The sequence below is a fragment of the Rhizobium sp. ERR 1071 genome (assembly GCF_007828675.1).
GTDB classification, from domain to species: Bacteria; Pseudomonadota; Alphaproteobacteria; order Rhizobiales; family Rhizobiaceae; genus Rhizobium; species Rhizobium dioscoreae.
In genome coordinates this window covers 640,491-663,078 of the sequence record NZ_VITM01000001.1, presented here as the reverse complement: position 1 = coordinate 663,078, position 22,588 = coordinate 640,491, and the positions used below count along the sequence as shown (strand labels likewise).

Genomic DNA, 22,588 nt, shown 5'->3' with positions numbered 1-22,588 from the left:
AATTGATCTTCTTAGAAGAAGCCGCGGCGTTGCCACCAGCCAGCTTTCTTCGGCTTGGTCGGCTCTCCGTCGCTCTCGCTACCTTCGTTAGCGCGGGTGGATTTCACCACCGGAGCAGAGGAGGAAACGTTGGATTCGCGGTTGGCGCGGGCCGGTTTGGCTGCATCCTCAGACGCTTCGGGTGTCGCCGTGTCTGCCGAATTGTCCAAAACTTCGGCGATCTCGGCAACTGCCTCGATTTCGACATCCGCTGTGGGCGCTTCCTCGACAGCGGGCGTTTCGACCGGCGATGCCTCGACTGCCTTCGCCTTGCGGCGACCGCGGCCCTTGGCGGGCTTGACGTCTTCGGTAACGACGGCTGCCGTTTCAACCGCTGCCATGGCGGGCTGCGCCTCGACGGCGGCTTCGCCTTCGGCAACCGCGATCTCGGCCACCGTTACGGTTGCGTCGTCGCCGTCTTCTGCATCGTTCTCATCAACTTCGCCGGAACCGGCTTCCTCGCCTGCTGCAGTCTGTTCGTTGCCTTCGTTTTCACGATTGCGTCGGCCACCACGCTTGCCGCGACGACGGCGCTTGCGCTTCTGCTGTGTGTCATCGTCACTGCCGGTGGATGCGGTGTTTTCCGCACCAACATCAGCTTCGTCGTCGTCACCTTCTTCGCCGTCCGCATCCTCAGCGACACTGGCCGCTGAGCCTGCCTCGGAAGCCGGAGCGGCTTGGGTATCGTTGCCACGGCCGCGGCGCCGGCGGCGACGCTTGCGCTTGCGGTTGCCGTCATTGCCTTCGGAGCGAGCCGATGGCTGCTGCTCGGTGCTCGCAGCCTTTTCTTCCAGCTCTTCGTCTTCCTCCTCGTCCGTTTCGATGACGATATCGTCGTCATCGTCGTCCGGGATGGCTGCGAAGTTGAACAGGCTTTCGATCTTCACCGGATTGGCGACCGGCTCACCGCGGTCGATCGCGAAATGCTGTGTGCCGACGGCATTGTCGGCATCGATGACGATCGCGACGCCGAAGCGGCTTTCATAGTCGATGATCGTCTGCCGCTTGTGGTTGAGCAGATAGAGCGCAATGTCCGGCGTCGTGCGCACGGTGATGTCGTGCGTCGTGTTCTTGAGCAGATATTCCTCGATGCCGCGCAGGACATGCAGGGCAACGGAAGACTGCGAGCGCACGTGACCGGTGCCGCCGCAATGCGAGCAGATCTGCGTCGTGCTTTCCAGAACCGAGGCGCGGATGCGCTGGCGCGACATTTCCAGAAGACCGAAATGCGAGATGCGGCCGACCTGAATGCGGGCACGGTCGTTCTTCAGGCATTCCTTCAGCTTCTTCTCGACCGCGCGGTTGTTGCGCTTCTCTTCCATGTCGATGAAGTCGATGACGATCAGGCCAGCAAGGTCGCGCAGGCGTAGTTGGCGCGCGATTTCCTCGGCGGCTTCCAGGTTCGTCTGGAGCGCGGTGTCCTCGATCGAATGTTCCCTGGTCGAACGGCCGGAGTTGACGTCGATCGAGACCAGCGCCTCCGTCTGGTTCATGATTAGGTAGCCACCGGAACGCAGCGTCACCTGCGGCTGCAGCATGCGGTCTAGCTGCGCCTCGATGCCGGAGCGTGAGAAGATCGGATGGATGTCGCGATAGGGCTGAACCACCTTGGCGTGGCTCGGCATCAGCATCTTCATGAAGTCCTTTGCTTCACGATAGCCTTCTTCGCCGGCAACGATGATCTCGCCGATATCCTTGTTGTAGAGGTCGCGGATCGAGCGCTTGATCAGGCTGCCTTCTTCGTAGACGAGGCATGGCGCGGTCGAAGCCAGCGTCAGCGTGCGGACGTTTTCCCAAAGGCGCATCAGATATTCGAAATCGCGCTTGACCTCGACCTTGGTGCGGTTGGCACCGGCGGTACGCAGGATGACGCCCATGCCCTGCGGCACTTCGAGCATCTTGGCGATTTCCTTCAGGCGCTTGCGGTCCTGCGGATTGGTGATCTTGCGGGAGATACCGCCGCCGCGTGCCGTGTTCGGCATAAGAACCGAATAACGGCCTGCGAGCGAGAGATAGGTGGTCAGCGCCGCACCCTTGTTGCCGCGCTCTTCCTTGGCCACCTGCACCAGCAGGATCTGGCGGCGCTTGATGACTTCCTGGATGCGGTATTGCTTGCGCGGCTTGCGCTGGGCGCGATCGGGAACCTCTTCCATCGCGTCTTCGGCGCCGACGGATTCGATCACTTCCTCTTCGTGGTCATGATCGTCATCATCATCGTCGTCATCGTGGCGGCGCTTGGAGGTCGTGACGTCTTCTGAGATCGAATCGGTTTCGACCATTGCAGCCATTTCGCCGGACGGTCCTTCCTCTTCCTCGCTCGGCGCATCGACGGCAGCCGTAGCTTCGGGAGTTGGCGTCTCTTCGGCGGGCGCGTCCGCTACTGCCTTCTTGCGGCTGCGGCGCGGCTTTGCCTTCTTGGCCGGAGCTGCTTCTTCGGCGGCCGCGGCTGCCGCTGCGGCAGGGGCCTCTTCGCCGATCGCAGCCGGCACCTCGGCTTCTTCGCCTTCCTTCGCCACGATGCCGATATCGGGCTGTTCCTGCTGCGAAAGATCGAGCGCTGTCTCGACATGCTCGACATCATCGTCGCGGCGATGCTCCTCGGCCTCGGCCTTCAGCAGCGCCTGACGATCGGCGAGCGGGATCTGGTAGTAATCGGGATGGATTTCGGCAAAGGCCAGAAAGCCGTGTCGGTTGCCGCCGTAGTCAACGAAGGCGGCCTGAAGCGAAGGTTCTACCCGCGTTACTTTTGCAAGATAGATGTTGCCGCGAATTTGCTTCTTGTGCTGTGACTCGAAGTCAAACTCTTCTATGCGGTTCCCGCGAACGACAACGACGCGCGTCTCTTCCTCGTGAGACGCATCGATAAGCATTTTGTCTGCCATGAAAGCTGTGCTCCTCGGCGCAGACAACCGGACGGGGGCCTGCCTGTCGCTGGGACAGGCCGGATATGATCCGCAATTGTTGCACCGGATAATGAAAGTCGCGATTGGTTCGGCGATGACAGCATCCAGACGGCAGCCGGGGCGTCAGTTCCCTGGGGTCTGTTGACTTTCTGAAAAAGCTGCTGCGGTAACATCCGTAACCAAGCGAGATCGACTATGCCTTAGACCCAAATGGGTCCGATGAATGTGCTCTCTAAAGAGCGTTTGGTGGCTCTCCACCGATGAATTTCCCGTTTGAAGCCGGAAATTCAGATATCCACTGTTTTGAGCAGAAGTACTGCAGACGGCGGATGAATGCCGCTTATTGGCGCCTGGTACTCGAGGCGGCTGCCTTTGCGACGACTCTATCCCGTCAACACTTCTACCCTAATATGCGTTGTATGTTTTATCTGTCACAATAGCAAGGGAAAAGCCAAGTATGCCATAATATTGATGGATTCGTCGGATGATGAGGACGCGGGAGGGTGTCTGGTCGATTCGTCTCCCGGCGCATCATCGATGCGGCCATCAGGTCAAACCTGGTTCCCGTTATTGGGACTTCAAAAACAACGGCGAAACCAATATGGGGCGCGTTGGTCACTTGGTAAAGGGATTGCGGCATGTGGCGGAGAGTGGCGTGAGGGCTTTGCGATTTGCGGCAGCGGCCTTCGCTCTGGTGATTCTGGGTTCGGTTTCGACATTTGCGCCCGCCGCGGCGGCGGATGATTCCGTGCTCGCCTATGGTGCCCGCATTGCCGGTGATGATGCCCGCACACGTATCGTCATCGACATGGACCGCGCTCCCACCTTCACGGTTCATTATCTTGACAATCCCGTTCGCATCGTCGTCGATCTTCCGGCGACCGCATTCGGCTTTCCGACCGCCAATCTCAAGCCGACCGGCCTCTTCAAGGATATTCGCTACGGCACGATGGATGCGGACAGCGCCCGCATCGTGCTGACGGCAAAGAAACCGGTAAAGCTGGTCACGGCCAGGGTTCAGGCCGATGAAAGCGGCAAGGGGCAGCGCCTCGTGCTGGATGCCGAGATGCTGCCGGCGGAACAATTCGCCGAACTGGTGAAGAAGCAGAACTGGACGAGCGACGATACCGCCAAGGATGTCGGCCCGGTCGAGCCGGCGCAGAAGGCCGATCCGAATGTGTTCCTCGTTGCAGTCGATGCCGGTCATGGTGGTATCGACGCGGGCGCAACCGGTACGGACGGCGTCACGCAGGAAAAGGATATCACGCTCGCATTTGCGAAAATGTTTGCTGACAAGCTGAATGCGCAGCCTGGGATCAAGGCCTTCCTGACGCGCGACAAGGATCAGTATCTATCCCTGTCCGAACGCGTGACGATCGCCCGCCAGAATCGCGCCTCGCTCTTCATCTCGCTGCATGCCGATACGCTGAAGCAGAAGGATATTCGCGGTGCGACCGTCTATACCATCTCGGACAAGGCGTCGGACCGGCTCGCCAGCGAAGTGGCCGATCGTGAAAACAATTCCGATCAGATCGCCGGCGCCGAGGCTCAGACGCAGCCGGCCGCCGTCAACGACATTCTGATGGATCTGACGCGCCGCGAGACCCAAGCCTTCTCCATTTCGCTGGCGCAGGACGTATTGTCCTCGTTCAACGGTCAGATCGCCATGATCAACAATCCGCATCGCCATGCGGGTTTCCAGGTCCTCACGGCGCCGGACGTGCCCTCGATCCTGCTTGAACTCGGCTTTCTCTCCAACAAGGAGGACGAAAAGCTGTTGCTCGATGCCGACTGGCGGCAAAAGGTCGCCGACCGACTGACGGAAGCGGTGAAGCAGTATCGCGTATCGATTATCGCAAATGGCGGCTGACGGCTCCGAAGGGGCGATCCGCCGTGGCTTCCATGTAACAGCGATGTACTTTAGAACTGGATGAAATTGGAATGCTGGCGTCGGGCCCTATTTTGCTCACATTCCCGCCGTTACAGCGAAGTATCGTTTGCTCGCGTATGAAGCACGGCTTTGTCCCATTGCCGTCTTGCATTCCCGCCGCGAGCGTGCAAAACGCCCGTGATTATGCGATGATCTCGCGCACGTGCAGCATGAAGAACAAGCACCGGTAGTATCAGATGATCAGACTGATTGGATATTTCTTTGGCCTGGGCTGCCTCCTGTTTCTGGGTGCTGCGGCTGCGGCGGCCATCTATCTGAGCGTGGTCTCGAAGGAACTGCCCGATTATGAGGTGCTTGCCAAATACGCGCCGCCGGTAACGACCCGCATTCACGCCGGCAACGGCGCGCTGATGAAGGAATATTCGCGCGAGAACCGGCTTTTCGTGCCGATCCAGGCCATTCCCGATCGCGTCAAGGCGGCCTTCCTTTCGGCCGAAGACAAGAATTTCTACAACCATCCCGGCGTCGATGTCGGCGGCCTTATCCGCGCCGTGGCCGTGAACCTGCAGAATATTGGGTCCGGCCGCCGCTTCGTCGGTGCGTCCACCATCACGCAGCAGGTTGCCAAGAACTTCCTGCTGTCCGCCGACCAGACGTTTGACCGTAAGATCAAGGAAGCGATTCTCTCCTTCCGCATCGAGCAGGCCTACAGCAAGGACAAGATCCTCGAGCTCTACCTGAACGAGATCTATTTCGGCCTCAATTCCTACGGTATCGCTGGTGCTGCGCTCACCTATTTCGACAAATCGGTCAACGAGCTGACCATCGCTGAATCGGCCTATCTGGCCTCGCTTCCGAAAGGCCCGTCAAACTACAATCCGTTCCGCCGTGCCGAAGCAGCGCTCACCCGCCGCAACTGGGTGATCGACCGCATGGTCGAGAATGGCTATGTCAGCCAGAGCGACGGCGAAGAAGCGAAGAAGCAGCCGCTCGGCGTCGTGCCACCAAAGAGCGGCCCTTCGCTGTTTGCATCCGACTATTTTGCCGAGGAAGTTCGCCGCCAGCTGATCGACCAATATGGCGAAAAGACCCTATACGAAGGTGGCCTTTCCGTTCGCACGTCCCTCGACCCGCAGATGCAGCTCGAAGCCCGCAAGGCGCTGCAGGATGGTCTGGTCGATTATGACGAGCGCCGCGGCTATCGCGGTCCGATCAAGCAGATTGCCACTTCGCAGGATTGGGGTGCCGAGCTCGCCAAGGTTCCAAGCCTGAGCGATGTGCCGGAATGGCAGGTCGCCGTCGTTCTTTCCGTATCGGATCAGGGTGTCGATATCGGACTGCAGCCGCGCGTCGATGCCGCAGGCAAGGTATCGACGGAGCGGACGCGCGGTACGATCGCTCCCGCCGACATGCGCTGGGCCTATCGCTCGGCCGGCGGCAAATCGGTCAAATCGCCAAGCGGCGTTTTGAGCCCCGGCGACGTGATTTACGTGCAGAAGAGCGGCAATGCCGATTCGAGCAGCTATCGCCTGCGTCAGCCGCCGAAGGTGCAGGGCGGTCTTGTTGCCATGGACCCGCATACCGGCCGCGTGCTCGCCATGGTCGGCGGCTTCTCCTATGCGCAATCGGAATTCAATCGCGCCACGCAGGCTAAGCGCCAGCCGGGTTCGTCCTTCAAGCCCTTCGTCTACGCGGCCGCCATGGATAACGGCTATACGCCGGCCTCCGTCATTCTGGACGATCCGCTGCAGATCACGCTCAGCAATGGCGATGTCTGGAAGCCGACGAATTACGAAGGCGAGGGCGGTGGCGTCCATACGCTTCGTTTCGCGATCGAACATTCGCGCAACCTGATGACGGTGCGTCTTGCTTCCGACATGGGCATGCCGCTGGTTGCCGAATATGCGGAGCGCTTCGGCATCTACGATCATATGAACCCGGTACTGGCCATGTCGCTCGGTGCCGGCGAGACGACGGTGCTGCGCATGGTTTCGGCCTATTCGGTCATCGCCAACGGCGGCAAGCAGATCAAGCCGACGCTCATCGACCGTATTCAGGACCGCTACGGCAAGACCATCTTCAGGCATGAGGAACGCGTCTGCGACAATTGCAACGTCAGCGCCTGGCAGAATCAGGACGAGCCCGTTATCGCCGACAATCGCGAACAGGTGCTGGATCCGATGACGGCCTATCAGGTCACGTCGATGATGCAAGGCGTCATCATCCGTGGTACGGCCGCCGGCAAGATCAAGCTCAACACTGACGTCGCCGGCAAGACCGGCACCACCAACGATGAGAAGGATGCCTGGTTCGTCGGCTACACGCCGAGCCTCGTCGCCGGCCTTTATATCGGCTACGACACGCCGGCCACGCTCGGCCGCGGCGGCACGGGTGGGGCGCTTGCCGCTCCGATCTTCAACGAATTCATGCAGGCCGCCACGAAGGATGAGGCGCCGGAGAAGTTCCAGGTTCCGGCCGGCATGACGATGGTTGCGGTCAACCGCGCGACCGGCATGGCCGCGCAGCCCGGCGAGCCGAATGCCATCATGGAAGCCTTCAAGCCCGGCACCGGCCCAGCCACCAGCCTGCAGGTCATTGGCGGCGGCGATGCGGCGGCTCAGGTGGCGCCCGAGGAAATCCTCAGGACCTCGCCGCAGGCGAACCAGGCGGTCACCTCCGGATCCGGCGGTCTCTTCTGATCCGATCCTATTTGTCTGATCGACATGCCGCGGGGCTTTACACCAGCGGCATGTATATCTATGTCACCAGCACTCTTTGAATTGGATGACCGCTTGTCTTGAGCGGTGAACTGAAGAAGTGGGATTATGCGAGCCGAAATCGAGAAAGTAGTTGATGAAACCAAGCAGGCTATCACCCTGCTGAGGAGGCATCTTTGACTGGGACCAGGCGATAAGACGACTGGACTGGTTGAATAATAAGTCAGAGGATCCGACCCTCTGGAACGATGCTGCCGAGGCGCAGAAGCTGATGCGCGAGCGCCAGCAGCTTGACGATGGCATCAGCGGCGTGCGCGCGCTGGAACAGCAGCTTGCCGACAATGTCGAGCTGATCGAGCTTGGCGAAGAAGAAGGTGACGCTGATGTCGTTCGCGAGGCTGAAGAAGCGCTCAAGGGCTTGAAGGCGGAGGCCGCACGCCGGCAGGTGGAAGCCATGCTTTCGGGCGAGGCCGACGGCAACGATACCTACCTCGAAGTCCACTCCGGCGCCGGCGGCACCGAGAGCCAGGACTGGGCGAACATGCTTCTGCGCATGTACACCCGCTGGGCCGAGCGCCAGCGCTTTAAGGTGGAGCTGCTGGAAGTCCATGACGGCGAAGAAGCCGGCATCAAGTCCGCAACTCTGCTCGTCAAGGGCCACAATGCCTATGGCTGGCTGAAGACCGAATCGGGCGTGCATCGTCTCGTGCGCATTTCGCCCTACGACAGCAATGCGCGTCGTCACACCTCATTCTCGTCGATCTGGGTCTACCCGGTCGTCGACGATTCGATCCAGATCGAGATCAACGAAAGCGATTGCCGTATCGATACCTATCGCTCGTCAGGCGCCGGCGGCCAGCACGTCAACACGACCGATTCGGCCGTCCGCATCACGCATATCCCGACGGGGATCGTCGTGCAGTGCCAGCAGGAGCGTTCGCAGCACAAGAACCGCGCCAAGGCGTGGGACATGCTGCGCGCCCGTATGTACGAGGCCGAATTAATGAAGCGGGAAGAGGCCGCCAATGCCGAAGCCGCCTCCAAGACGGACATTGGCTGGGGTCACCAGATCCGCTCCTATGTCCTGCAGCCTTACCAGTTGGTGAAGGATCTGCGCACCGGCGTTTCCAGCACGGCGCCGAGCGACGTTCTGGACGGTGATCTCAACGAGTTCATGGAAGCAGCCCTTGCGCATCGCATCAGCGGTGCTGCCGATGCCGTCATCGACGACGTCGAATAAGGTCGCATTCGTTCACGCATGAAAAAAGCCCCGTCTCCGGGGCTTTTTTCATGGTACATCCTGCCTGGCTGCCTCTGCCCTCCTGGGCTTGGCGCAGATGTCTCGCTCAGTCCGAGAATTGTTCCGCCAGGATCCTATCGGACCAAGACCTGTCCGGATCGGACAGAATGCGGGCCGTCGTATCTTCGCTCTGGCGGATCTGAATGCCGAGGACCGACTTGACTTCGGTATTGTCAGCGGCGGCGTTGACCGGACGCTTCTCCGCTTCGAGCACGGTGATGTCGACCGTCACCTTGTTCGGAAGCAGCGCGCCGCGCCAGCGGCGGGGACGGAAAGCGCTGACGGGCGTCATGGCAAGCAGCGGCGCTTCCAGCGGCAAGATGGGGCCGTGCGCGGAAAGATTGTAAGCGGTGGAGCCAGCCGGCGTCGTCACCATCAGCCCGTCGCAGATCAGTTCCGGCAGGCGGACCCGCCCATCGATCTCCACCTTTAGCTTTGCCGTCTGATAGGACTGACGAAACAGTGAGACTTCATTGATGGCGAGCGCGACACAGGAGCTGCCATCTGCATTGCGCGTCGTCATCTGCAGGGGGTGAAATGCGTTTTCGACAGCTGCTTCGATGCGCTCGGCCAAGCCATCCGTGCGGTAGTCGTTCATCAGGAAGCCGATGGAGCCGCGATTCATGCCATAGACGCGTTTGCCGGTGTTCATCGTCTTATGCAGCGTCTGCAGCATGAAGCCATCGCCGCCGAGAGCCACGACAATATCCGCATTTTCCTGCGGTGCCTGGCCGTAGAGGCGAATAAGCTCCTCCTGCGCCGCTTGGGCCTCTGGCGCGGTGGAGGCGAGAAAACAAACGGATTGAAGATTGCGCGGCATGCAATGTCCTCTGAATAGCGATTCTTCGTAATGTTATTCCCCTGCCGCGACAAGACGTTTCGCTCGAACTGGTGAATCGGTCGATCCCCAGCTTTAACGTGGATCGGCCGATTTTCCCTTTACAGGATTTCAAAGTCTGTTATTTGGCATGCCCATACGCCCTTGTAGCTCAGTTGGTAGAGCACCTGATTTGTAATCAGGGGGTCGCGGGTTCGAACCCTGCCGGGGGCACCATTTTTTCCTGAATATCGTCGATCGTTTCATCTCCGGTATGGAAAACCGGCGGCAACGACATAATATCTCTTTGCTAACGGGCTCCGAACGCTCGTCACAGTCATCCATCCCATATTCGTGTGCCTGGAACCATATGCCGAGCAAGCCCAAGAAGCCTAAACTCGAACACTCCGAGCTTTCGGGTGAATTCACCGACGATGGCGTGACTGTCCTGGTCGATATCTTTCGCCCGGCCGGCACCAATGCCGACTGGCGGATGGAGGTCATCACGCCGGAGGAAGACCTGATCGAATGGGAAGAGCCCTTCGCGACCGACCGCGAGGCATTCGACGAGTTCCTGGCGACGATTGCGCGCGACGGTATCCGGTCGTTCTTCGACGAAGCGGACCCTATGGTTCACTGAACCTACCGATAGGTCCTGGCGAGCGCATCAAATCGTCCCCCGATTCTTCATGCATCCATTCGCCTGCCTGCTCGGGATTGTAGACGCATTTACAACGTCGGAAATCGGCATACACTTCATCCATCTGTGGTGGGGAGGATACGTTTATGCGCGAGATATCGCGGCATGTCGTCTTGGGATTGCCGCTTGTCATGATCACGGCGTTCACAGGCGCATCAGCGTTGGCTGGTGAAAACTGCTACTGTAAAAATGCGGATGGAAAGCAGCATGCAGTCGGCGAGGTCGCCTGTATGACCGTCGGAGGGCGGAGCTACCTCGCGCAATGCGAGATGAACCTCAATGTCACCTCCTGGGCGAAGCTGCAGGATGGCTGCCCCGTTACCGAGAGGGTGCTTTGGCGCCAATCGGTCTGGCACCCGGCGCCGATGATCGTACGATGAGCATTACGCGCTTGATTTGGCGCTCGCGGTGAGCGTGCTTAGATATGCTTCAGCCGGCTTATTTGCGGACCAGCAGCAGCGGCTCGCCTTCCTCTTCCTCGGACTTCTGAAAACTGCCGTCGGGCTTCATATCAAAAGAGAGCGAGGAGCCATCGCTGCCCAGCATGACAAGTCCGAACCCTTCTGTCGCCCAAAGGGAAAGCTTGAGGTCGCCGACTTCGCCGGCGCAGTTGCCGTTCGATGACATCTTGGCCGTGCCGTCCTGATCCTTTTCGGTGGTGAGCGTGATATCGCAGACGGGCTTGCCGTCCGGCGTCTGGATGCGCCAGGCGCCGGCAAGGCTTTCGGTGGTCGGCACGTGATCGACATCGCCGAGCGCCGGCAGCAGCCACATCCGATCGCCGCCTTCGCTTTCCCATGGCGAGCCTTCCTCCTGCTGGAAGCGCATGAGGGACCTGCCTCCACCATCCGCGATCGCCAGCGACCCGTCATCGGTGAAATTCCAGATCTTGGCTGCGGCGAGCGTGGGAAGTGGCGTCGCGCAGGCGTCCGCCCCCGTAACCTCGTAGCCGCCAGACACGGTATTCGTGCCGAAGGTAAGGCGGCAGCCCTTGGCGCCGTTTTCCGGCGCAACCAGCCAGACGCCGGCTTGCGCCTGGATCATTTCGTCATCGGCGGCGCGTGCCGGCTGGATCATTGTCAAGGCAAGGGCGGCGGCAATCGCCGCAGGACCAAAAAGACGGATCAAAGCAATTCTCCCAACGTGCTGCGGCCGCCAAAGGCGCCACTATGATTTGAGATAGGACCGCGTCGCATATAGCGCGATCGCGGCTGCATTCGAGACATTCAGCGACTTGATGGCGCCTGGCATATCGAGCCGAGCGAGCGCATTCACCGTTTCCCGCGTTTTCTGGCGCAGGCCCTTGCCCTCGGAGCCGAGCACGAGGGCGATCTTGTCGCCGCTAAAGGTGCCTTCCAACGGAGCCGGACCTTCCGAATCGAGCCCGATGGTCGTGAAGCCGAGACGATGCAGTTCTTCGAGCGCATCGGCAAGATTGGTGATTTGTATATAAGGTATGAGCTCGAGCGCGCCCGAGGCCGATTTTGCCATTACGCCTGATTCGGTCGGGCTGTGGCGCTGCGTGGTAATGACCGCACCTGCATCGAAAGCGACGGCCGAACGCATGATGGCGCCGACATTGTGCGGATCCGTCACCTGATCGAGAACGAGCAGCAGCGGACTGTCTTTCAATGCCTCGAGGCGGCGCACGGGCAGGGGGCGCGTTTCCAGCATGACGCCCTGATGGATCGCCTCCGGACCAAGCACCTTGTCGATATCCTGCGGCGAGACGATCTCGACCGGGATGCCGAGTTGATCGGCCGGGCCGACTTCCAGCCGTACCAGCGCATTCTGGGTGGCCGACAGCTTGACGTTCTTGCGCTGTGGGTTGGTCAGCGCCGCGCGAACCGTATGCAGGCCATAGAGAAAGACCTGGTCGGGCGCGAGCGCCGGCGGCTTCCAATCGTCAGCGCCGGCCTTCTTGCGCTTCTGCGGCGTCGGCGTCGGTATCTCGCCACGCTCGCGCTTAGCATCGCGATGCGCGCGGCGCAGCGTTGCATAATGAGTGTCCTTGGCCGAGCGATCGCCGGCGGTGCTGTCTTGGCCCTGACGGCCGGATGATTTGTCTTTGCTCATGCGGCTTTATAACCAGCGCCTTCCTGAGCGCCTAGCCTCTTTCAGTGCCGGGCTTTTCCCACAGGCTGAAATTTTTTCGTCATTTTTGGCAATTCCTTGTGTTGACAGACGGAAATCGTCCGGTCATATACGCGGCGCAGATGACGGCGGCGACGCCAACGTCTAGCAAGCTTGGTCGCAAGATCCAGTCGGAAAACTGGAGGGATGCCCGAGTGGTTAAAGGGGACGGACTGTAAATCCGTTGGCTCAGCCTACGTTGGTTCAAATCCAACTCCCTCCACCATTCCGAGCCGGATCTTGGCCATCCCGCGGGTATAGCTCAATGGTAGAGCAGCAGCCTTCCAAGCTGAATACGCGGGTTCGATTCCCGCTACCCGCTCCAAGATTTTCAAATCGTTGCTTGCTGATTGTCTCCCCTCGAGGTTGAGCGAGCCTGTTGTTTGCCTCCCGGTTACCCCTCGTGCAAACGCGCCTTTCATTTCCATACTCGCTCTGGTGCAGTCTTTGCATATTTGACATGAAGGGTTGCTTATATTCGCGCGAGCGATACATATTGCTCGGGCAACCGAAACGGGAGAGCGAAAATGGGTATCTTCGACAAGATCAAGGGTGCAATCTGGGGTGAGGCGGAGGCTGCAGAGGCTGCTCCTGCACCGACGACGACAACTGCAACTGACAATCCGGCGCCTGCGCCGACGCCGGCTCCTTCAGCGACGACGGCAGCAACGTCGCCGGCGACCAGTGCTCCGGCCGCTCCAGTGGATATCGCCTCGATCCTCGATGCCGCCGTCAAGAAGAGCGGACAGAAGCTGGACTGGAAACATTCCATCGTCGACCTGATGAAGGCACTCGGCATGGATGCGAGCCTTTCCGAGCGCAAGGAATTGGCGCAGGAGCTTGGCTATACCGGCGATACGGGTGATTCCGCCAAGATGAACATGTTCCTCCACAAGGCTCTTCTGAAGAAGCTCGCGGACAATGGCGGCAAGGTACCGGCCGATCTTCTCGATTGATTGTCTTTAGTCCGGCGGTTGGCAATGCGCTCGCCGCCGGATAGCATGCCAAATCAACCATGATTGCGTCCGATAGTTGCGCGCTCCCGCCGATGGGCGAGGGCGCGTTTTGCTGTGCAGTGGCCAGATCTCCGAGGCTCTAAGGCGGAACATCTGGAATTCCTCCCCAGCGTTCCTATCTAAGCGCTTGAACCGGCAAATGCTTTTACATCTTTCCGGATCGGCCGGCGAACCTTGCGCGGCGAAGGAATGCCGAGCGCTGCGGATCATCCGCCATCGGCCGGACTTTGCCGGGAATAGGGCCTGCAATTAAGTCTTGCGCAAACGCAACGAAAGCCTTAAACGGCGGCACTAAACCGGTTCGCCGGGGTCACTCATTACGTTCACAGGAAGCATTCAAATGGCAAAGAGTAAGTTTGAGCGCAATAAGCCGCACGTTAACATCGGGACGATCGGTCACGTTGACCACGGCAAGACGTCGTTGACGGCAGCGATCACGAAGTACTTCGGCGAGTTCAAGGCGTATGACCAAATCGACGCGGCTCCGGAAGAGAAGGCTCGTGGCATCACGATCTCGACGGCCCACGTTGAATACGAGACGCCGAACCGTCACTATGCGCACGTTGACTGCCCCGGCCACGCCGACTACGTGAAGAACATGATCACGGGTGCCGCCCAGATGGACGGCGCGATCCTGGTTTGCTCTGCTGCTGACGGCCCGATGCCGCAGACGCGCGAGCACATCCTGCTCGCCCGCCAGGTTGGCGTTCCGGCGATCGTCGTGTTCCTGAACAAGGTCGACCAGGTTGACGACGCCGAACTTCTTGAGCTCGTCGAGCTCGAAGTTCGCGAACTTCTGTCGTCCTACGACTTCCCGGGCGACGACATCCCGGTTGTCAAGGGTTCGGCGCTTGCTGCTCTTGAAGATTCGGACAAGAAGATCGGCGAAGACGCGATCCGCGAGCTGATGGCTCAGGTTGACGCCTACATCCCGACGCCTGAGCGTCCGATCGACCAGCCATTCCTGATGCCGATCGAAGACGTGTTCTCGATCTCGGGCCGTGGTACGGTTGTGACGGGCCGCGTCGAGCGTGGCGTGATCAAGGTTGGCGAAGAAGTCGAGATCGTTGGCATTCGTCCGACGTCGAAGACGACGGTTACCGGCGTTGAAATGTTCCGCAAGCTGCTCGACCAGGGTCAGGCCGGCGACAACATCGGTGCGCTGATCCGTGGTGTGAACCGTGACGGCGTCGAGCGTGGTCAGATCCTGTGCAAGCCGGGTTCTGTCAAGCCGCACAAGAAGTTCAAGGCCGAAGCCTACATCCTGACGAAGGAAGAAGGCGGCCGTCATACGCCGTTCTTCACGAACTACCGTCCGCAGTTCTACTTCCGTACGACTGACGTGACCGGCATCGTGACGCTTCCGGAAGGCACGGAAATGGTTATGCCGGGCGACAACGTCACGGTTGACGTCGAGCTGATCGTTCCGATCGCGATGGAAGAAAAGCTTCGCTTCGCGATCCGCGAAGGCGGCCGTACCGTCGGCGCAGGCATCGTCGCCTCCATCGTCGAGTAATCCCAGGATTATTCCTTTATTAAGAAGGCCCCGCTGGAAACAGCGGGGCCTTTTTGCATTGGGAGATGGTGCATGAGCCTGATCATTCTGACCGGCGCCTCCGGTTCGGGAAAGACTGCTATCGCGCAGGCAATAGCCAGGGACCACGCGCGAAGGTTAGCCGTCTATCATTTCGACAGCATCGGCGTACCGTCGCTTGATGCTATGGTCAGGGATCATGGTTCGCCCGAGGCCTGGCAGCGCGACAAGACCATCGAATGGCTGGAACGGCTTGTGCCGCAAGCGCAGAAGGGCAGGGGCGTTCTTTTCGAGGGGCAGATGCGCCCATCCTTCGTTATCGAAGCTGCAGCGGCTGCCAGGGCCGATGACTATCGCCTCATATTGATCGATTGCGATGATGCAACGAGGACACATCGCTTGTCCGCTGAGAGAGGCCAGCCGGAACTTGCCGATGCGAACATGATGAATTGGGCCGCTTATCTGCGCCGCGAGGCCCAAGCATCCGGTCTTGAGATTCTCGATACGAGCCATCTTTCGCTCAGGCAGAGTGTGGATAATGTGCTGAGGCACCTGCTCGATTAGTCGGAGGATATTGTCACCCGCCGGCGATATTTTTCGTTGATCCGAAATTCGGCCTTCGCGCGGCGCACGATATCGGCAACGAAATCGCTTTTGCCGCCGGTGTAGTGGTCCCAGTCGTCATTGGCCTCGTCAGCCAGACGCCGTTTCAAAGTCGCATAATCGGCCGCACGTTCGGGATGGGTGCGCAAATAATCGCGAAACAGAAGGCGCTCCCGATGGGCCTCGTTATCAGGCAGACAAAGATAAAGTCGCGTGCCGTAAGGCATCTCATCCCTAGTGAAAGCCCATCGGCCGGCTCTGAGAAGATCGCCATGAAAGCGATATCCGTCTTCTTTCAAACGCTCCGTCGCGTCGAGTCTGTCCTCTTCCGAGAAAAGGACCGCATCGATATCGAGTTTCGGTTTGGCGCATAGTCCGGCGATGGCAGTACTGCCGATATGATGGAACGTGGCGGGATGGCCAAGCAGCAGGCCAATTGCCCTGCTTTTGTCTTCGAAGAGAAAGGGCCATTGCGGATCATATTCGACAAGCGTGATCGGCCGCATCCCACTCATCTCCTTTCGTCGTTTTCGCCACGCGGCATATGCTTTACCGAGTCGTCCCGTTTATTTTGCGAGGAAAGCGTCAGCTCACCAAGCCGTGTCTTGCGAAACGGAGGCAAGGGCCTATTTATCGCTCGATTTTATCTGGAGGAGATTTCATGAAGAAACGTATTTTGTTCACGGGCGGCAGCGGCAAGGCTGGACGTCACACGGTTCCTTGGCTGGTCAATGCCGGCTATGAGGTCCACAATGTCGATCTCGTGCCGCTGAATAGCCCTGGCGTCACCAACCTGCAGGCCGATGTCACCGATGCGGGACAGGTTTATAATGTCCTGACCATGCATCGTGATTTTCCCGATCTCGATGAAGGCAAGGGTGTGCAGCCTTTCGATGCCGTCGTGCATTTCGCCGCCATTCCGCGCATTCTGATCAAGCCGGACAATGAGACCTTTCGCATCAACACGATGAGCACTTATAACGTCATCGAAGCGGCGGCAAAGCTCGGCGTGAAGAAGATCATTATCGCCTCCAGCGAGACGACCTATGGCGTCTGTTTCGCCGAAGGCCATCGCGACTTCCATCAGTTCCCGCTGGAGGAGGATTATGACGTCAATCCGATGGATTCCTATGGCCTGTCCAAGGTCGTAAACGAGAAGACCGCCCGCGCCTTTGCCGAGCGTTTCGGCATCGATATCTACGCGCTGCGTATCGGCAATGTCATCGAGCCGCATGAATATGAGCGGTTCCCCGAGTTTTTCGCAAACAGCGAAATCCGCAAGCGCATTGCCTGGAGCTATATCGACGCCCGCGATCTCGGCCAGATCGTTCATCTCTGCATCGAGAAGAACGGCCTCGGCTTCCAGGTGTTCAACGCCGCCAACGACACGGTTTCGGCCAATACGCCCTCGCGCGAACTTGCCGCCAAGCATTTTCCGAATGTGCCTTTCACCCGCGAGATCGGCGAATATGAGGGCTTGCTGTCCAATCGCAAGATCCGCGAGGTTCTGGGCTTCAAGGAAGAGCACGACTGGCGGAAATATGTGAAGGTTTGAGGGCGCGCAGCTCATGCGATCGGCCGGGCGCTTTGTGTTGGCGCCTGGCAAAGGCATCGATCCAGAGTAGGGTGCCTCTCCATTTGTTACGCAACAAAACCAAAAATGCTTCCCCAAACACTCGACAAATACAGCCGTTTATTTAAGTAGGGTTGCGTTCGCGAAGCATCTCCTAGAGATTGCAGCGCATGGTTCGGTATATCCGCGCGCCTGTTTCGAACCAGCGCCCTCCGGCTGATGGGCCTCAGGGGTGAGCAGCGTGCGATTTGCGTCGCGACGAAAGATAATAGCCGGCTGGCCTGCAGGCGCTTAGCCGTTTCGGAGGTATCATGAAGGATAATGTTGCACGTATTTTCGTCGGGTTCGATTCCAAGGAGGTCGTGGCCTATCACGTCCTGACCCAGAGCATCATCGAGCGCTCGTCTATTCCGGTGGTCTTCTCGCCGATCGTGCTCAACAATCTCGAGGGCATCTTCACCCGCGAGCGCAATCCGCTGCAGTCGACAGAATTTTCCTTCTCGCGCTTTCTCGTGCCTTACCTCAGCGATTACCAGGGCTGGAGCATCTTCATGGACTGCGACATGCTCGCCCGCGCCGATATCGCCGAGCTTTGGGCGCTGCGTGACGATCGTTATGCCGCCATGTGCGTCAAGCACGACTACCAGCCAAAGATCGAAACCAAGTTCCTCGGCCAGACGCAGACGAAGTATGAAAAGAAGAACTGGTCCAGCATGATCCTGTTCAACAACGCCAAGTGCACGGCCTTGACGAAGGATTTCGTCAATACGGCGACGGGCCTTCAGCTTCATCAGTTCAAGTGGCTGGAGAACGACGATCAGATCGGTGAGGTGCCGGTCGTCTGGAACTATCTCGTCAACGAATACGACTATCGCGAAGATGCGAAGCTCGTGCATTTCACCGATGGCGGCCCGTATTTTGACGAATACCGCAACGACGACTACGCTGAAGAATGGTTCGCCATGCGCGACCGCATGCTGCACGTCCAGCAGAAGTGAGCGATTTGGATCATAAGACGACCGGAAATATTGAGGTCGGCATACCGGCCGCGGGTTCCGCGGCTGGTTTGAGCAGCACCGACGAATGGCGGACCATATTGATGGGGTTTTCCCATATCGTCCTGGTCGCCAATAGCGATGCGGTCGATATCTCAAGCCTGCAGGCGCAGTTTCCCGAGACTGCGCTCTTCGTCTTCTTCAACAAGGTCTACAAGGTTCTGGATCGTCCGTTCCATGGGCATTCACTGCTGATCTCTCGTGGCCAGCCGCGTGGCGCCAACATCGTCTATCGCGGCGAAGTGGGCGAGGTGGTCAAGTTCTTTCCGAAGGAATATTTCCTCGGCATCATGAATATCCGCCTCGGTGCGGAAGAGAAGCTCAATCCCGCCGCCGATTTTCAGGGGGCGCCGACTGGCCATCTCGATCTCGTCGGCTTCTGCTCCGATTTCTATACGGAGAGCAAGACGCCGACGAGCGGCTTTGCCATGGCTCTGTGGCTCAGCGATCTGAAATTGCCCGGCAAGATCGTACTTGCCGGCTTCTCGGCCCGGCGCAGTCAGAAGTGGAGGGTGGTTTCCGCCCACGATTGGAGTTTCGAGCAGACCTTTCTGCGCTTGTTTACGCGGCTGGGAAAGATCACCATCCATGGTGGGATCGCACTGAACCCTTATATCAGCCTTGCCCAGCGCTTCACGGAAGTGCCTCCGGCCGAGATTGCCTTGGCTGCAGCCGAGGTTTTGTCTGAGCGGCTCGGAAATACCGACGCCGAAATAGACAAGCTGATCTCCCTGACCAATGTGATTCGCTCCGCTGACAATTTTATGCGTCGCCTCAGGCCGAAATTTCTCAAGCGCAAGCCGAAAGGTTCTCCCGGAGAGTAATGAGGGCGAGGGGGCATCCTTTCCGCAGGATTCGCGGCCGATTTGACCGTCTGGCAGATTCGTCCGCTCGGACATGTCTCATGTGAAGTTGCGGGCTCTATTGGGAAAAAGCAAAAAACGCTCTTGCCAATCGTTTCGTCCCGCCTTAAAGGGAGCGCCATGTCTTCGAACTGCTCGGGCGGTCCACCGCCTGGAGCGAATATTCGAAGGAAGAAGGGGTATAGCTCAGTTGGTAGAGCGGCGGTCTCCAAAACCGCAGGTCGTAGGTTCGAGCCCTGCTGCCCCTGCCATTTTCCTTGATTTGACTGGCGCGTCGTTTCGCAGCTTCTTGGGTTGAGGGTCATGCCGGTTTGTCGGCAAATTTTAGAAAACACCGTATTGCCTCTTGTTAAATCGGGAATCGGTGTTTATGTAGGGTTTAACAGACACGCGGTGCGTGGGGCTGATATGTTCAGCTTTACGCGCCGTAATTGCGTGGGCAGTCAATGGCATCCAAAACGAATCCACTAGCGTTTCTGCGGCAGGTGCGCTCCGAGACGTCGAAAATCACTTGGCCCTCGCGTCGCGAGACGATGATCTCGACGGTGATGGTGCTCGTCATGGTCGTTTTCGCCTCGCTGTTTTTCTTTGCTGCCGACCAGCTCATTGGCTGGATTCTCAGCTACGTGCTGAATACCGGCAACTGATATCGGGTGGAGATGAACATGGCGGCACGTTGGTACATCGTCCACGCTTATTCTAATTTCGAAAAGAAAGTGGCTGAATCCATCGAGGAGAAGGCCAGGCAGAAGGGTCTCGAGCATCTGTTCGAGAAGATCCTTGTGCCGACCGAAAAGGTTGTTGAGGTTCGTCGCGGCCGCAAGGTCGACAGCGAGCGCAAGTTCTTCCCGGGTTACGTGCTCGTGCGCGCCAACCTGACGGATGAAGCTTACCACCTGATCAAGAATACGCCGAAGGTCACTGGCTTCCTCGGCTCCGACAATAAGCCCGTTCCGATTCCGGATTATGAAGCCGAGCGCATTCTCGGTCAGGTCCAGGAAGGCGTCGAGCGGCCGAAGGCTTCTGTATCCTTCGAGATTGGCGAGCAGGTCCGCGTATCCGACGGTCCGTTCGCATCGTTCAACGGCACGGTTCAGGATGTGGACGAAGAGCGTTCGCGCCTGAAGGTGGAAGTGTCGATTTTCGGCCGCGCTACGCCGGTCGAGCTGGAATACAGCCAGGTCGAGAAGGTCTGATTGTGATTTCTACGAAAGGTTGGCCTGGCGGCTGGCCTTTTGTTCGAGTTTGGATATAAGCAAATGCTTGCTTATATCTCGCGGCCAAGCCGCAATCCGCGTGGAAGGGTAGGGTCTTAGCCGGGCCTGGCGATCCGCACCACGCAACCGCAGCCGCCGGAGCGATCCGGCATAGTAGGCCGGGCAACCGGTCATGTAGAAAGGCAGAGAGAAATGGCTAAGAAAGTTGCAGGCCAGCTCAAGCTGCAGGTCAAGGCCGGCTCGGCGAATCCGTCGCCGCCGATCGGTCCTGCGCTTGGTCAGCGTGGCATTAACATCATGGAATTCTGCAAGGCGTTCAATGCCGCCACGCAGGAAATGGAAAAGGGTATGCCGATCCCGGTCGTCATCACCTACTACCAGGACAAGTCCTTCACCTTCGTCATGAAGCAGCCGCCGGTCAGCTACTTCCTGAAGAAGGAAGCGAAGATCCAGTCCGGCTCGAAGACCCCGGGCAAGGGCGCCAAGGCTGGCACCCTGACCAAGGCACAGGTCAAGGCGATCGCCGAAGCCAAGATGAAGGATCTGAACGCCGCCGATATCGAAGGCGCAATGGCCATGATCGAGGGCTCTGCCCGCGCCATGGGCCTGGAAGTGGTAGGTTAAGACCATGGTAGCAAAGCGTATTCAGAAGATTCGTGAAGGCGTTGATCCGACCAAGCTCTATGCTCTGGATCTGGCCATCAACATGGTCAAGGAACGTGCCGTCGCCAAGTTCGACGAAACCGTCGAAATCTCGATGAACCTCGGTGTTGATCCGCGTCACGCCGACCAGATGGTTCGCGGCGTCGTCAACCTGCCGAACGGCACCGGCCGTACGGTTCGCGTTGCCGTCTTCGCTCGTGGCGCCAAGGCTGACGAAGCCAAGGCTGCCGGCGCTGACGTCGTCGGTGCGGAAGACCTGGTCGAAATCGTTCAGGGCGGCAAGATCGATTTCGATCGCTGCATCGCCACCCCGGACATGATGCCGCTCGTCGGCCGTCTCGGTAAGGTTCTCGGCCCGCGCGGCATGATGCCGAACCCGAAGGTTGGTACGGTTACGATGGACGTCAAGGGTGCTGTTGAAGCTTCCAAGGGCGGCGCTGTCGAGTTCCGCGTCGAGAAGGCTGGTATCGTCCATGCCGGTATCGGCAAGGCTTCCTTCGACGCCAAGGCTCTGGAAGAAAACATCCGCGCTTTCGCCGACGCCGTCATCAAGGCGAAGCCGGCTGGCGCCAAGGGCAACTACGTCAAGCGCGTAGCGATCTCCTCGACCATGGGTCCGGGCGTCAAGATCGAGCCGTCGACGGTTACGGCGCCGAGCGCCTGATTGGTTCTGTCGGGCTAGACGCCCGGCATTTAAGAATTCCCGGCCTTTCGGGGCCGGGATTTCCGGAGAAATCCGGAATTCCTGTCCGAGATTGCAGGTGGTTATCCCTTAATCACTCAAGCCTGCATGAGACGGGTAAGACCCGAATTTTGAAGAAGCTTCGCTTCGATGAACTCGGTTCGAGCCTTGGATGCCTTGTGCCTTGGAGCCGTCAGGCTCGAGCGCGAGGGGACAGGATCCTCAAGCGTCGCTTGGGATCTCATTGATCCCAGGAGGCAAAAGGCAACCCGGCAGGCCCGCTAACCCGGTCCTGTCAACTGGAGAAAAGCAGTGGAAAGAGCGGAAAAACGCGAATTCGTCACGGAACTGAACGAAGTCTTCAAGGCTTCGGGCTCGGTTGTCGTGGCCCACTATGCTGGTGCTACAGTCGCTCAGATGAACGATTTTCGTTCCAAGATGCGCGCTGCTGGCGGCACCGTCAAAGTCGCGAAGAACCGCCTGGCCAAAATTGCTCTTCAGGGCACGGATGCGGAAGGGATTTCCAATCTCTTCACCGGTCAGACGCTGATCGCATACAGCAATGACCCGATTACCGCTCCGAAGGTCGTCGTGGATTTCGCCAAGACCAACGATAAGATCGTTGTTCTGGGCGGCGCCATGGGAACAACAACGCTCAACGCCGAAGGTGTCAAGTCGCTCGCGACCCTGCCTTCGCTGGACGAGCTGCGCGCGAAGCTGCTGGGCATGATCCAGACTCCGGCTACCCGCATCGCAGGTGTTGTTGCAGCGCCGGCAAGCCAGCTTGCTCGCGTGTTCTCGGCCTACGCCAAGAAGGACGAAGCCGCGTAAGGCGGTTTTTCGCTGTTCATAACCAACCAGTTCGAACCGAACAAAAGGAAC

The 22,588-nt window shown here is 58.9% G+C and carries 21 protein-coding genes and 4 tRNA genes; 20 read left to right on the top strand and 5 right to left on the bottom strand.

What is annotated here, in order from left to right; all coding sequences use genetic code 11:
• Window positions 1–11: 11 nt before the first annotated feature.
• Window positions 12–2,921 (bottom strand): Rne/Rng family ribonuclease, encoded by a 2,910-nt coding sequence (locus tag FBZ99_RS03340; protein ID WP_145631332.1) that lies wholly within the window; start codon window positions 2,919–2,921, stop codon window positions 12–14.
• 640 nt (window positions 2,922–3,561) lie between these two features.
• Here FBZ99_RS03340 and FBZ99_RS03335 point away from each other — a divergent pair.
• The 3 genes from FBZ99_RS03335 to prfB all read left to right on the top strand — a co-directional run bounded on the left by FBZ99_RS03335 (window position 3,562) and on the right by prfB (window position 8,790).
• Entirely contained in the window at window positions 3,562–4,812 is a 1,251-nt protein-coding gene (locus tag FBZ99_RS03335) for an N-acetylmuramoyl-L-alanine amidase (RefSeq protein ID WP_442966438.1), read from the top strand.
• A 257-nt stretch (window positions 4,813–5,069) separates the two neighbouring features.
• Window positions 5,070–7,532 carry a penicillin-binding protein 1A gene (locus FBZ99_RS03330; RefSeq protein ID WP_113328935.1) on the top strand — a complete coding sequence of 821 codons (2,463 nt, stop codon included), beginning with the start codon at window positions 5,070–5,072 and terminating at the stop codon, window positions 7,530–7,532.
• A 126-nt stretch (window positions 7,533–7,658) separates the two neighbouring features.
• Window positions 7,659–8,790 (top strand): peptide chain release factor 2 gene (prfB, locus tag FBZ99_RS03325; RefSeq protein ID WP_112723143.1). Its coding sequence is split into 2 segments (ribosomal slippage): window positions 7,659–7,727 and window positions 7,729–8,790, totalling 1,131 coding nucleotides; the frame shifts between segments, so codons are not numbered across the junction.
• Window positions 8,791–8,896: 106 nt separating this feature from the next.
• Here prfB and FBZ99_RS03320 read toward each other — a convergent pair.
• On the bottom strand, window positions 8,897–9,670 hold the full coding sequence (locus FBZ99_RS03320; protein WP_113351540.1) for an NAD kinase: 774 nt from the start codon (window positions 9,668–9,670) through the stop codon (window positions 8,897–8,899).
• A gap of 158 nt (window positions 9,671–9,828) precedes the next feature.
• On the opposite strand from FBZ99_RS03320, the gene FBZ99_RS03315 reads away from it, so the two are divergent.
• The 3 genes from FBZ99_RS03315 to FBZ99_RS03305 all read left to right on the top strand — a co-directional run bounded on the left by FBZ99_RS03315 (window position 9,829) and on the right by FBZ99_RS03305 (window position 10,747).
• Window positions 9,829–9,904 (top strand) — tRNA-Thr (locus FBZ99_RS03315).
• 133 nt (window positions 9,905–10,037) lie between these two features.
• Window positions 10,038–10,307, top strand: a complete 270-nt coding sequence (locus tag FBZ99_RS03310) for a hypothetical protein (protein ID WP_069614918.1) — start codon at window positions 10,038–10,040, stop codon at window positions 10,305–10,307.
• A 146-nt stretch (window positions 10,308–10,453) separates the two neighbouring features.
• A complete protein-coding gene (locus tag FBZ99_RS03305; RefSeq protein WP_113351539.1) occupies window positions 10,454–10,747 on the top strand; it encodes a hypothetical protein in 294 nt (97 codons plus the stop codon).
• Between the two features lie 58 nt (window positions 10,748–10,805).
• Here FBZ99_RS03305 and FBZ99_RS03300 read toward each other — a convergent pair whose 3' ends face one another.
• Both FBZ99_RS03300 and rlmB read right to left on the bottom strand, forming a co-directional pair.
• Window positions 10,806–11,495 (bottom strand): AprI/Inh family metalloprotease inhibitor, encoded by a 690-nt coding sequence (locus tag FBZ99_RS03300; protein WP_113351538.1) that lies wholly within the window; start codon window positions 11,493–11,495, stop codon window positions 10,806–10,808.
• A gap of 39 nt (window positions 11,496–11,534) precedes the next feature.
• Window positions 11,535–12,443 carry a 23S rRNA (guanosine(2251)-2'-O)-methyltransferase RlmB gene (rlmB, locus tag FBZ99_RS03295; protein WP_113351537.1) on the bottom strand — a complete coding sequence of 303 codons (909 nt, stop codon included), beginning with the start codon at window positions 12,441–12,443 and terminating at the stop codon, window positions 11,535–11,537.
• Between the two features lie 198 nt (window positions 12,444–12,641).
• Between rlmB and FBZ99_RS03290 the strand changes: the two genes are divergently transcribed.
• From FBZ99_RS03290 to FBZ99_RS03270, 5 genes are all read left to right on the top strand, one after another.
• Window positions 12,642–12,726 (top strand) — tRNA-Tyr (locus FBZ99_RS03290).
• A 25-nt stretch (window positions 12,727–12,751) separates the two neighbouring features.
• Window positions 12,752–12,825 (top strand) — tRNA-Gly (locus FBZ99_RS03285).
• Window positions 12,826–13,027: 202 nt separating this feature from the next.
• The gene (locus FBZ99_RS03280; RefSeq protein ID WP_145631329.1) at window positions 13,028–13,456 is read left to right on the top strand and encodes a DUF3597 domain-containing protein; all 429 of its coding nucleotides are present in this window, start codon (window positions 13,028–13,030) and stop codon (window positions 13,454–13,456) included.
• A 400-nt stretch (window positions 13,457–13,856) separates the two neighbouring features.
• Window positions 13,857–15,032 carry an elongation factor Tu gene (tuf, locus tag FBZ99_RS03275; RefSeq protein ID WP_095434658.1) on the top strand — a complete coding sequence of 392 codons (1,176 nt, stop codon included), beginning with the start codon at window positions 13,857–13,859 and terminating at the stop codon, window positions 15,030–15,032.
• Between the two features lie 72 nt (window positions 15,033–15,104).
• Window positions 15,105–15,614: an AAA family ATPase gene (locus tag FBZ99_RS03270; RefSeq protein WP_113353740.1), complete on the top strand. Its 510-nt coding sequence runs from the start codon at window positions 15,105–15,107 to the stop codon at window positions 15,612–15,614.
• Here the strand turns inward: FBZ99_RS03270 and FBZ99_RS03265 are convergent.
• The gene (locus tag FBZ99_RS03265; protein ID WP_113333946.1) at window positions 15,611–16,159 is read right to left on the bottom strand and encodes a GrpB family protein; all 549 of its coding nucleotides are present in this window, start codon (window positions 16,157–16,159) and stop codon (window positions 15,611–15,613) included. The two genes, FBZ99_RS03270 and FBZ99_RS03265, sit on opposite strands and share 4 nt — an antisense overlap.
• Before the next feature lie 155 nt (window positions 16,160–16,314).
• Here FBZ99_RS03265 and FBZ99_RS03260 point away from each other — a divergent pair, with 155 nt between their 5' ends.
• The 9 genes from FBZ99_RS03260 to rplJ all read left to right on the top strand — a co-directional run bounded on the left by FBZ99_RS03260 (window position 16,315) and on the right by rplJ (window position 22,537).
• Window positions 16,315–17,208 carry an NAD-dependent epimerase/dehydratase family protein gene (locus FBZ99_RS03260; protein ID WP_113353739.1) on the top strand — a complete coding sequence of 298 codons (894 nt, stop codon included), beginning with the start codon at window positions 16,315–16,317 and terminating at the stop codon, window positions 17,206–17,208.
• 329 nt (window positions 17,209–17,537) lie between these two features.
• Window positions 17,538–18,224, top strand: coding sequence for a glycosyltransferase (locus tag FBZ99_RS03255; protein WP_069614840.1), 687 nt, complete (start codon window positions 17,538–17,540; stop codon window positions 18,222–18,224).
• A gap of 5 nt (window positions 18,225–18,229) precedes the next feature.
• On the top strand, window positions 18,230–19,105 hold the full coding sequence (locus tag FBZ99_RS03250; protein ID WP_173004648.1) for a 3-deoxy-manno-octulosonate cytidylyltransferase: 876 nt from the start codon (window positions 18,230–18,232) through the stop codon (window positions 19,103–19,105).
• A 214-nt stretch (window positions 19,106–19,319) separates the two neighbouring features.
• A tRNA-Trp gene (locus FBZ99_RS03245) sits at window positions 19,320–19,395 on the top strand.
• Window positions 19,396–19,590: 195 nt separating this feature from the next.
• On the top strand, window positions 19,591–19,791 hold the full coding sequence (secE, locus tag FBZ99_RS03240) for a preprotein translocase subunit SecE (protein WP_069614841.1): 201 nt from the start codon (window positions 19,591–19,593) through the stop codon (window positions 19,789–19,791).
• An 18-nt stretch (window positions 19,792–19,809) separates the two neighbouring features.
• The gene (gene nusG, locus FBZ99_RS03235) at window positions 19,810–20,340 is read left to right on the top strand and encodes a transcription termination/antitermination protein NusG (RefSeq protein ID WP_004123460.1); all 531 of its coding nucleotides are present in this window, start codon (window positions 19,810–19,812) and stop codon (window positions 20,338–20,340) included.
• A gap of 213 nt (window positions 20,341–20,553) precedes the next feature.
• Window positions 20,554–20,985, top strand: coding sequence for a 50S ribosomal protein L11 (gene rplK, locus FBZ99_RS03230; protein ID WP_069614842.1), 432 nt, complete (start codon window positions 20,554–20,556; stop codon window positions 20,983–20,985).
• A gap of 4 nt (window positions 20,986–20,989) precedes the next feature.
• Window positions 20,990–21,688 carry a 50S ribosomal protein L1 gene (gene rplA, locus FBZ99_RS03225; protein WP_069614843.1) on the top strand — a complete coding sequence of 233 codons (699 nt, stop codon included), beginning with the start codon at window positions 20,990–20,992 and terminating at the stop codon, window positions 21,686–21,688.
• Window positions 21,689–22,018: 330 nt separating this feature from the next.
• Window positions 22,019–22,537 carry a 50S ribosomal protein L10 gene (gene rplJ / locus FBZ99_RS03220; RefSeq protein ID WP_047637052.1) on the top strand — a complete coding sequence of 173 codons (519 nt, stop codon included), beginning with the start codon at window positions 22,019–22,021 and terminating at the stop codon, window positions 22,535–22,537.
• The last annotated feature ends 51 nt before the right edge of the window (window positions 22,538–22,588 follow it).

Bases quoted from the DNA above. Each gene is read 5' to 3' on its own strand.
- tuf (WP_095434658.1), top strand. From the start codon at position 13,857: ATGGCAAAGAGTAAGTTTGAGCGCAATAAGCCGCACGTTAACATCGGG.
- secE (WP_069614841.1), top strand. From the start codon at position 19,591: ATGGCATCCAAAACGAATCCACTAGCGTTTCTGCGGCAGGTGCGCTCC.
- FBZ99_RS03330 (WP_113328935.1), top strand. From the start codon at position 5,070: ATGATCAGACTGATTGGATATTTCTTTGGCCTGGGCTGCCTCCTGTTT.
- rplA (WP_069614843.1), top strand. From the start codon at position 20,990: ATGGTAGCAAAGCGTATTCAGAAGATTCGTGAAGGCGTTGATCCGACC.
- rplK (WP_069614842.1), top strand. From the start codon at position 20,554: ATGGCTAAGAAAGTTGCAGGCCAGCTCAAGCTGCAGGTCAAGGCCGGC.
- FBZ99_RS03305 (WP_113351539.1), top strand. From the start codon at position 10,454: ATGCGCGAGATATCGCGGCATGTCGTCTTGGGATTGCCGCTTGTCATG.
- rlmB (WP_113351537.1), bottom strand. From the start codon at position 12,443: ATGAGCAAAGACAAATCATCCGGCCGTCAGGGCCAAGACAGCACCGCC.
- FBZ99_RS03320 (WP_113351540.1), bottom strand. From the start codon at position 9,670: ATGCCGCGCAATCTTCAATCCGTTTGTTTTCTCGCCTCCACCGCGCCA.
- FBZ99_RS03255 (WP_069614840.1), top strand. From the start codon at position 17,538: ATGAAGGATAATGTTGCACGTATTTTCGTCGGGTTCGATTCCAAGGAG.
- FBZ99_RS03265 (WP_113333946.1), bottom strand. From the start codon at position 16,159: ATGCGGCCGATCACGCTTGTCGAATATGATCCGCAATGGCCCTTTCTC.
- nusG (WP_004123460.1), top strand. From the start codon at position 19,810: ATGGCGGCACGTTGGTACATCGTCCACGCTTATTCTAATTTCGAAAAG.
- FBZ99_RS03340 (WP_145631332.1), bottom strand. From the start codon at position 2,921: ATGGCAGACAAAATGCTTATCGATGCGTCTCACGAGGAAGAGACGCGC.
- FBZ99_RS03270 (WP_113353740.1), top strand. From the start codon at position 15,105: ATGAGCCTGATCATTCTGACCGGCGCCTCCGGTTCGGGAAAGACTGCT.
- FBZ99_RS03280 (WP_145631329.1), top strand. From the start codon at position 13,028: ATGGGTATCTTCGACAAGATCAAGGGTGCAATCTGGGGTGAGGCGGAG.
- FBZ99_RS03310 (WP_069614918.1), top strand. From the start codon at position 10,038: ATGCCGAGCAAGCCCAAGAAGCCTAAACTCGAACACTCCGAGCTTTCG.
- FBZ99_RS03260 (WP_113353739.1), top strand. From the start codon at position 16,315: ATGAAGAAACGTATTTTGTTCACGGGCGGCAGCGGCAAGGCTGGACGT.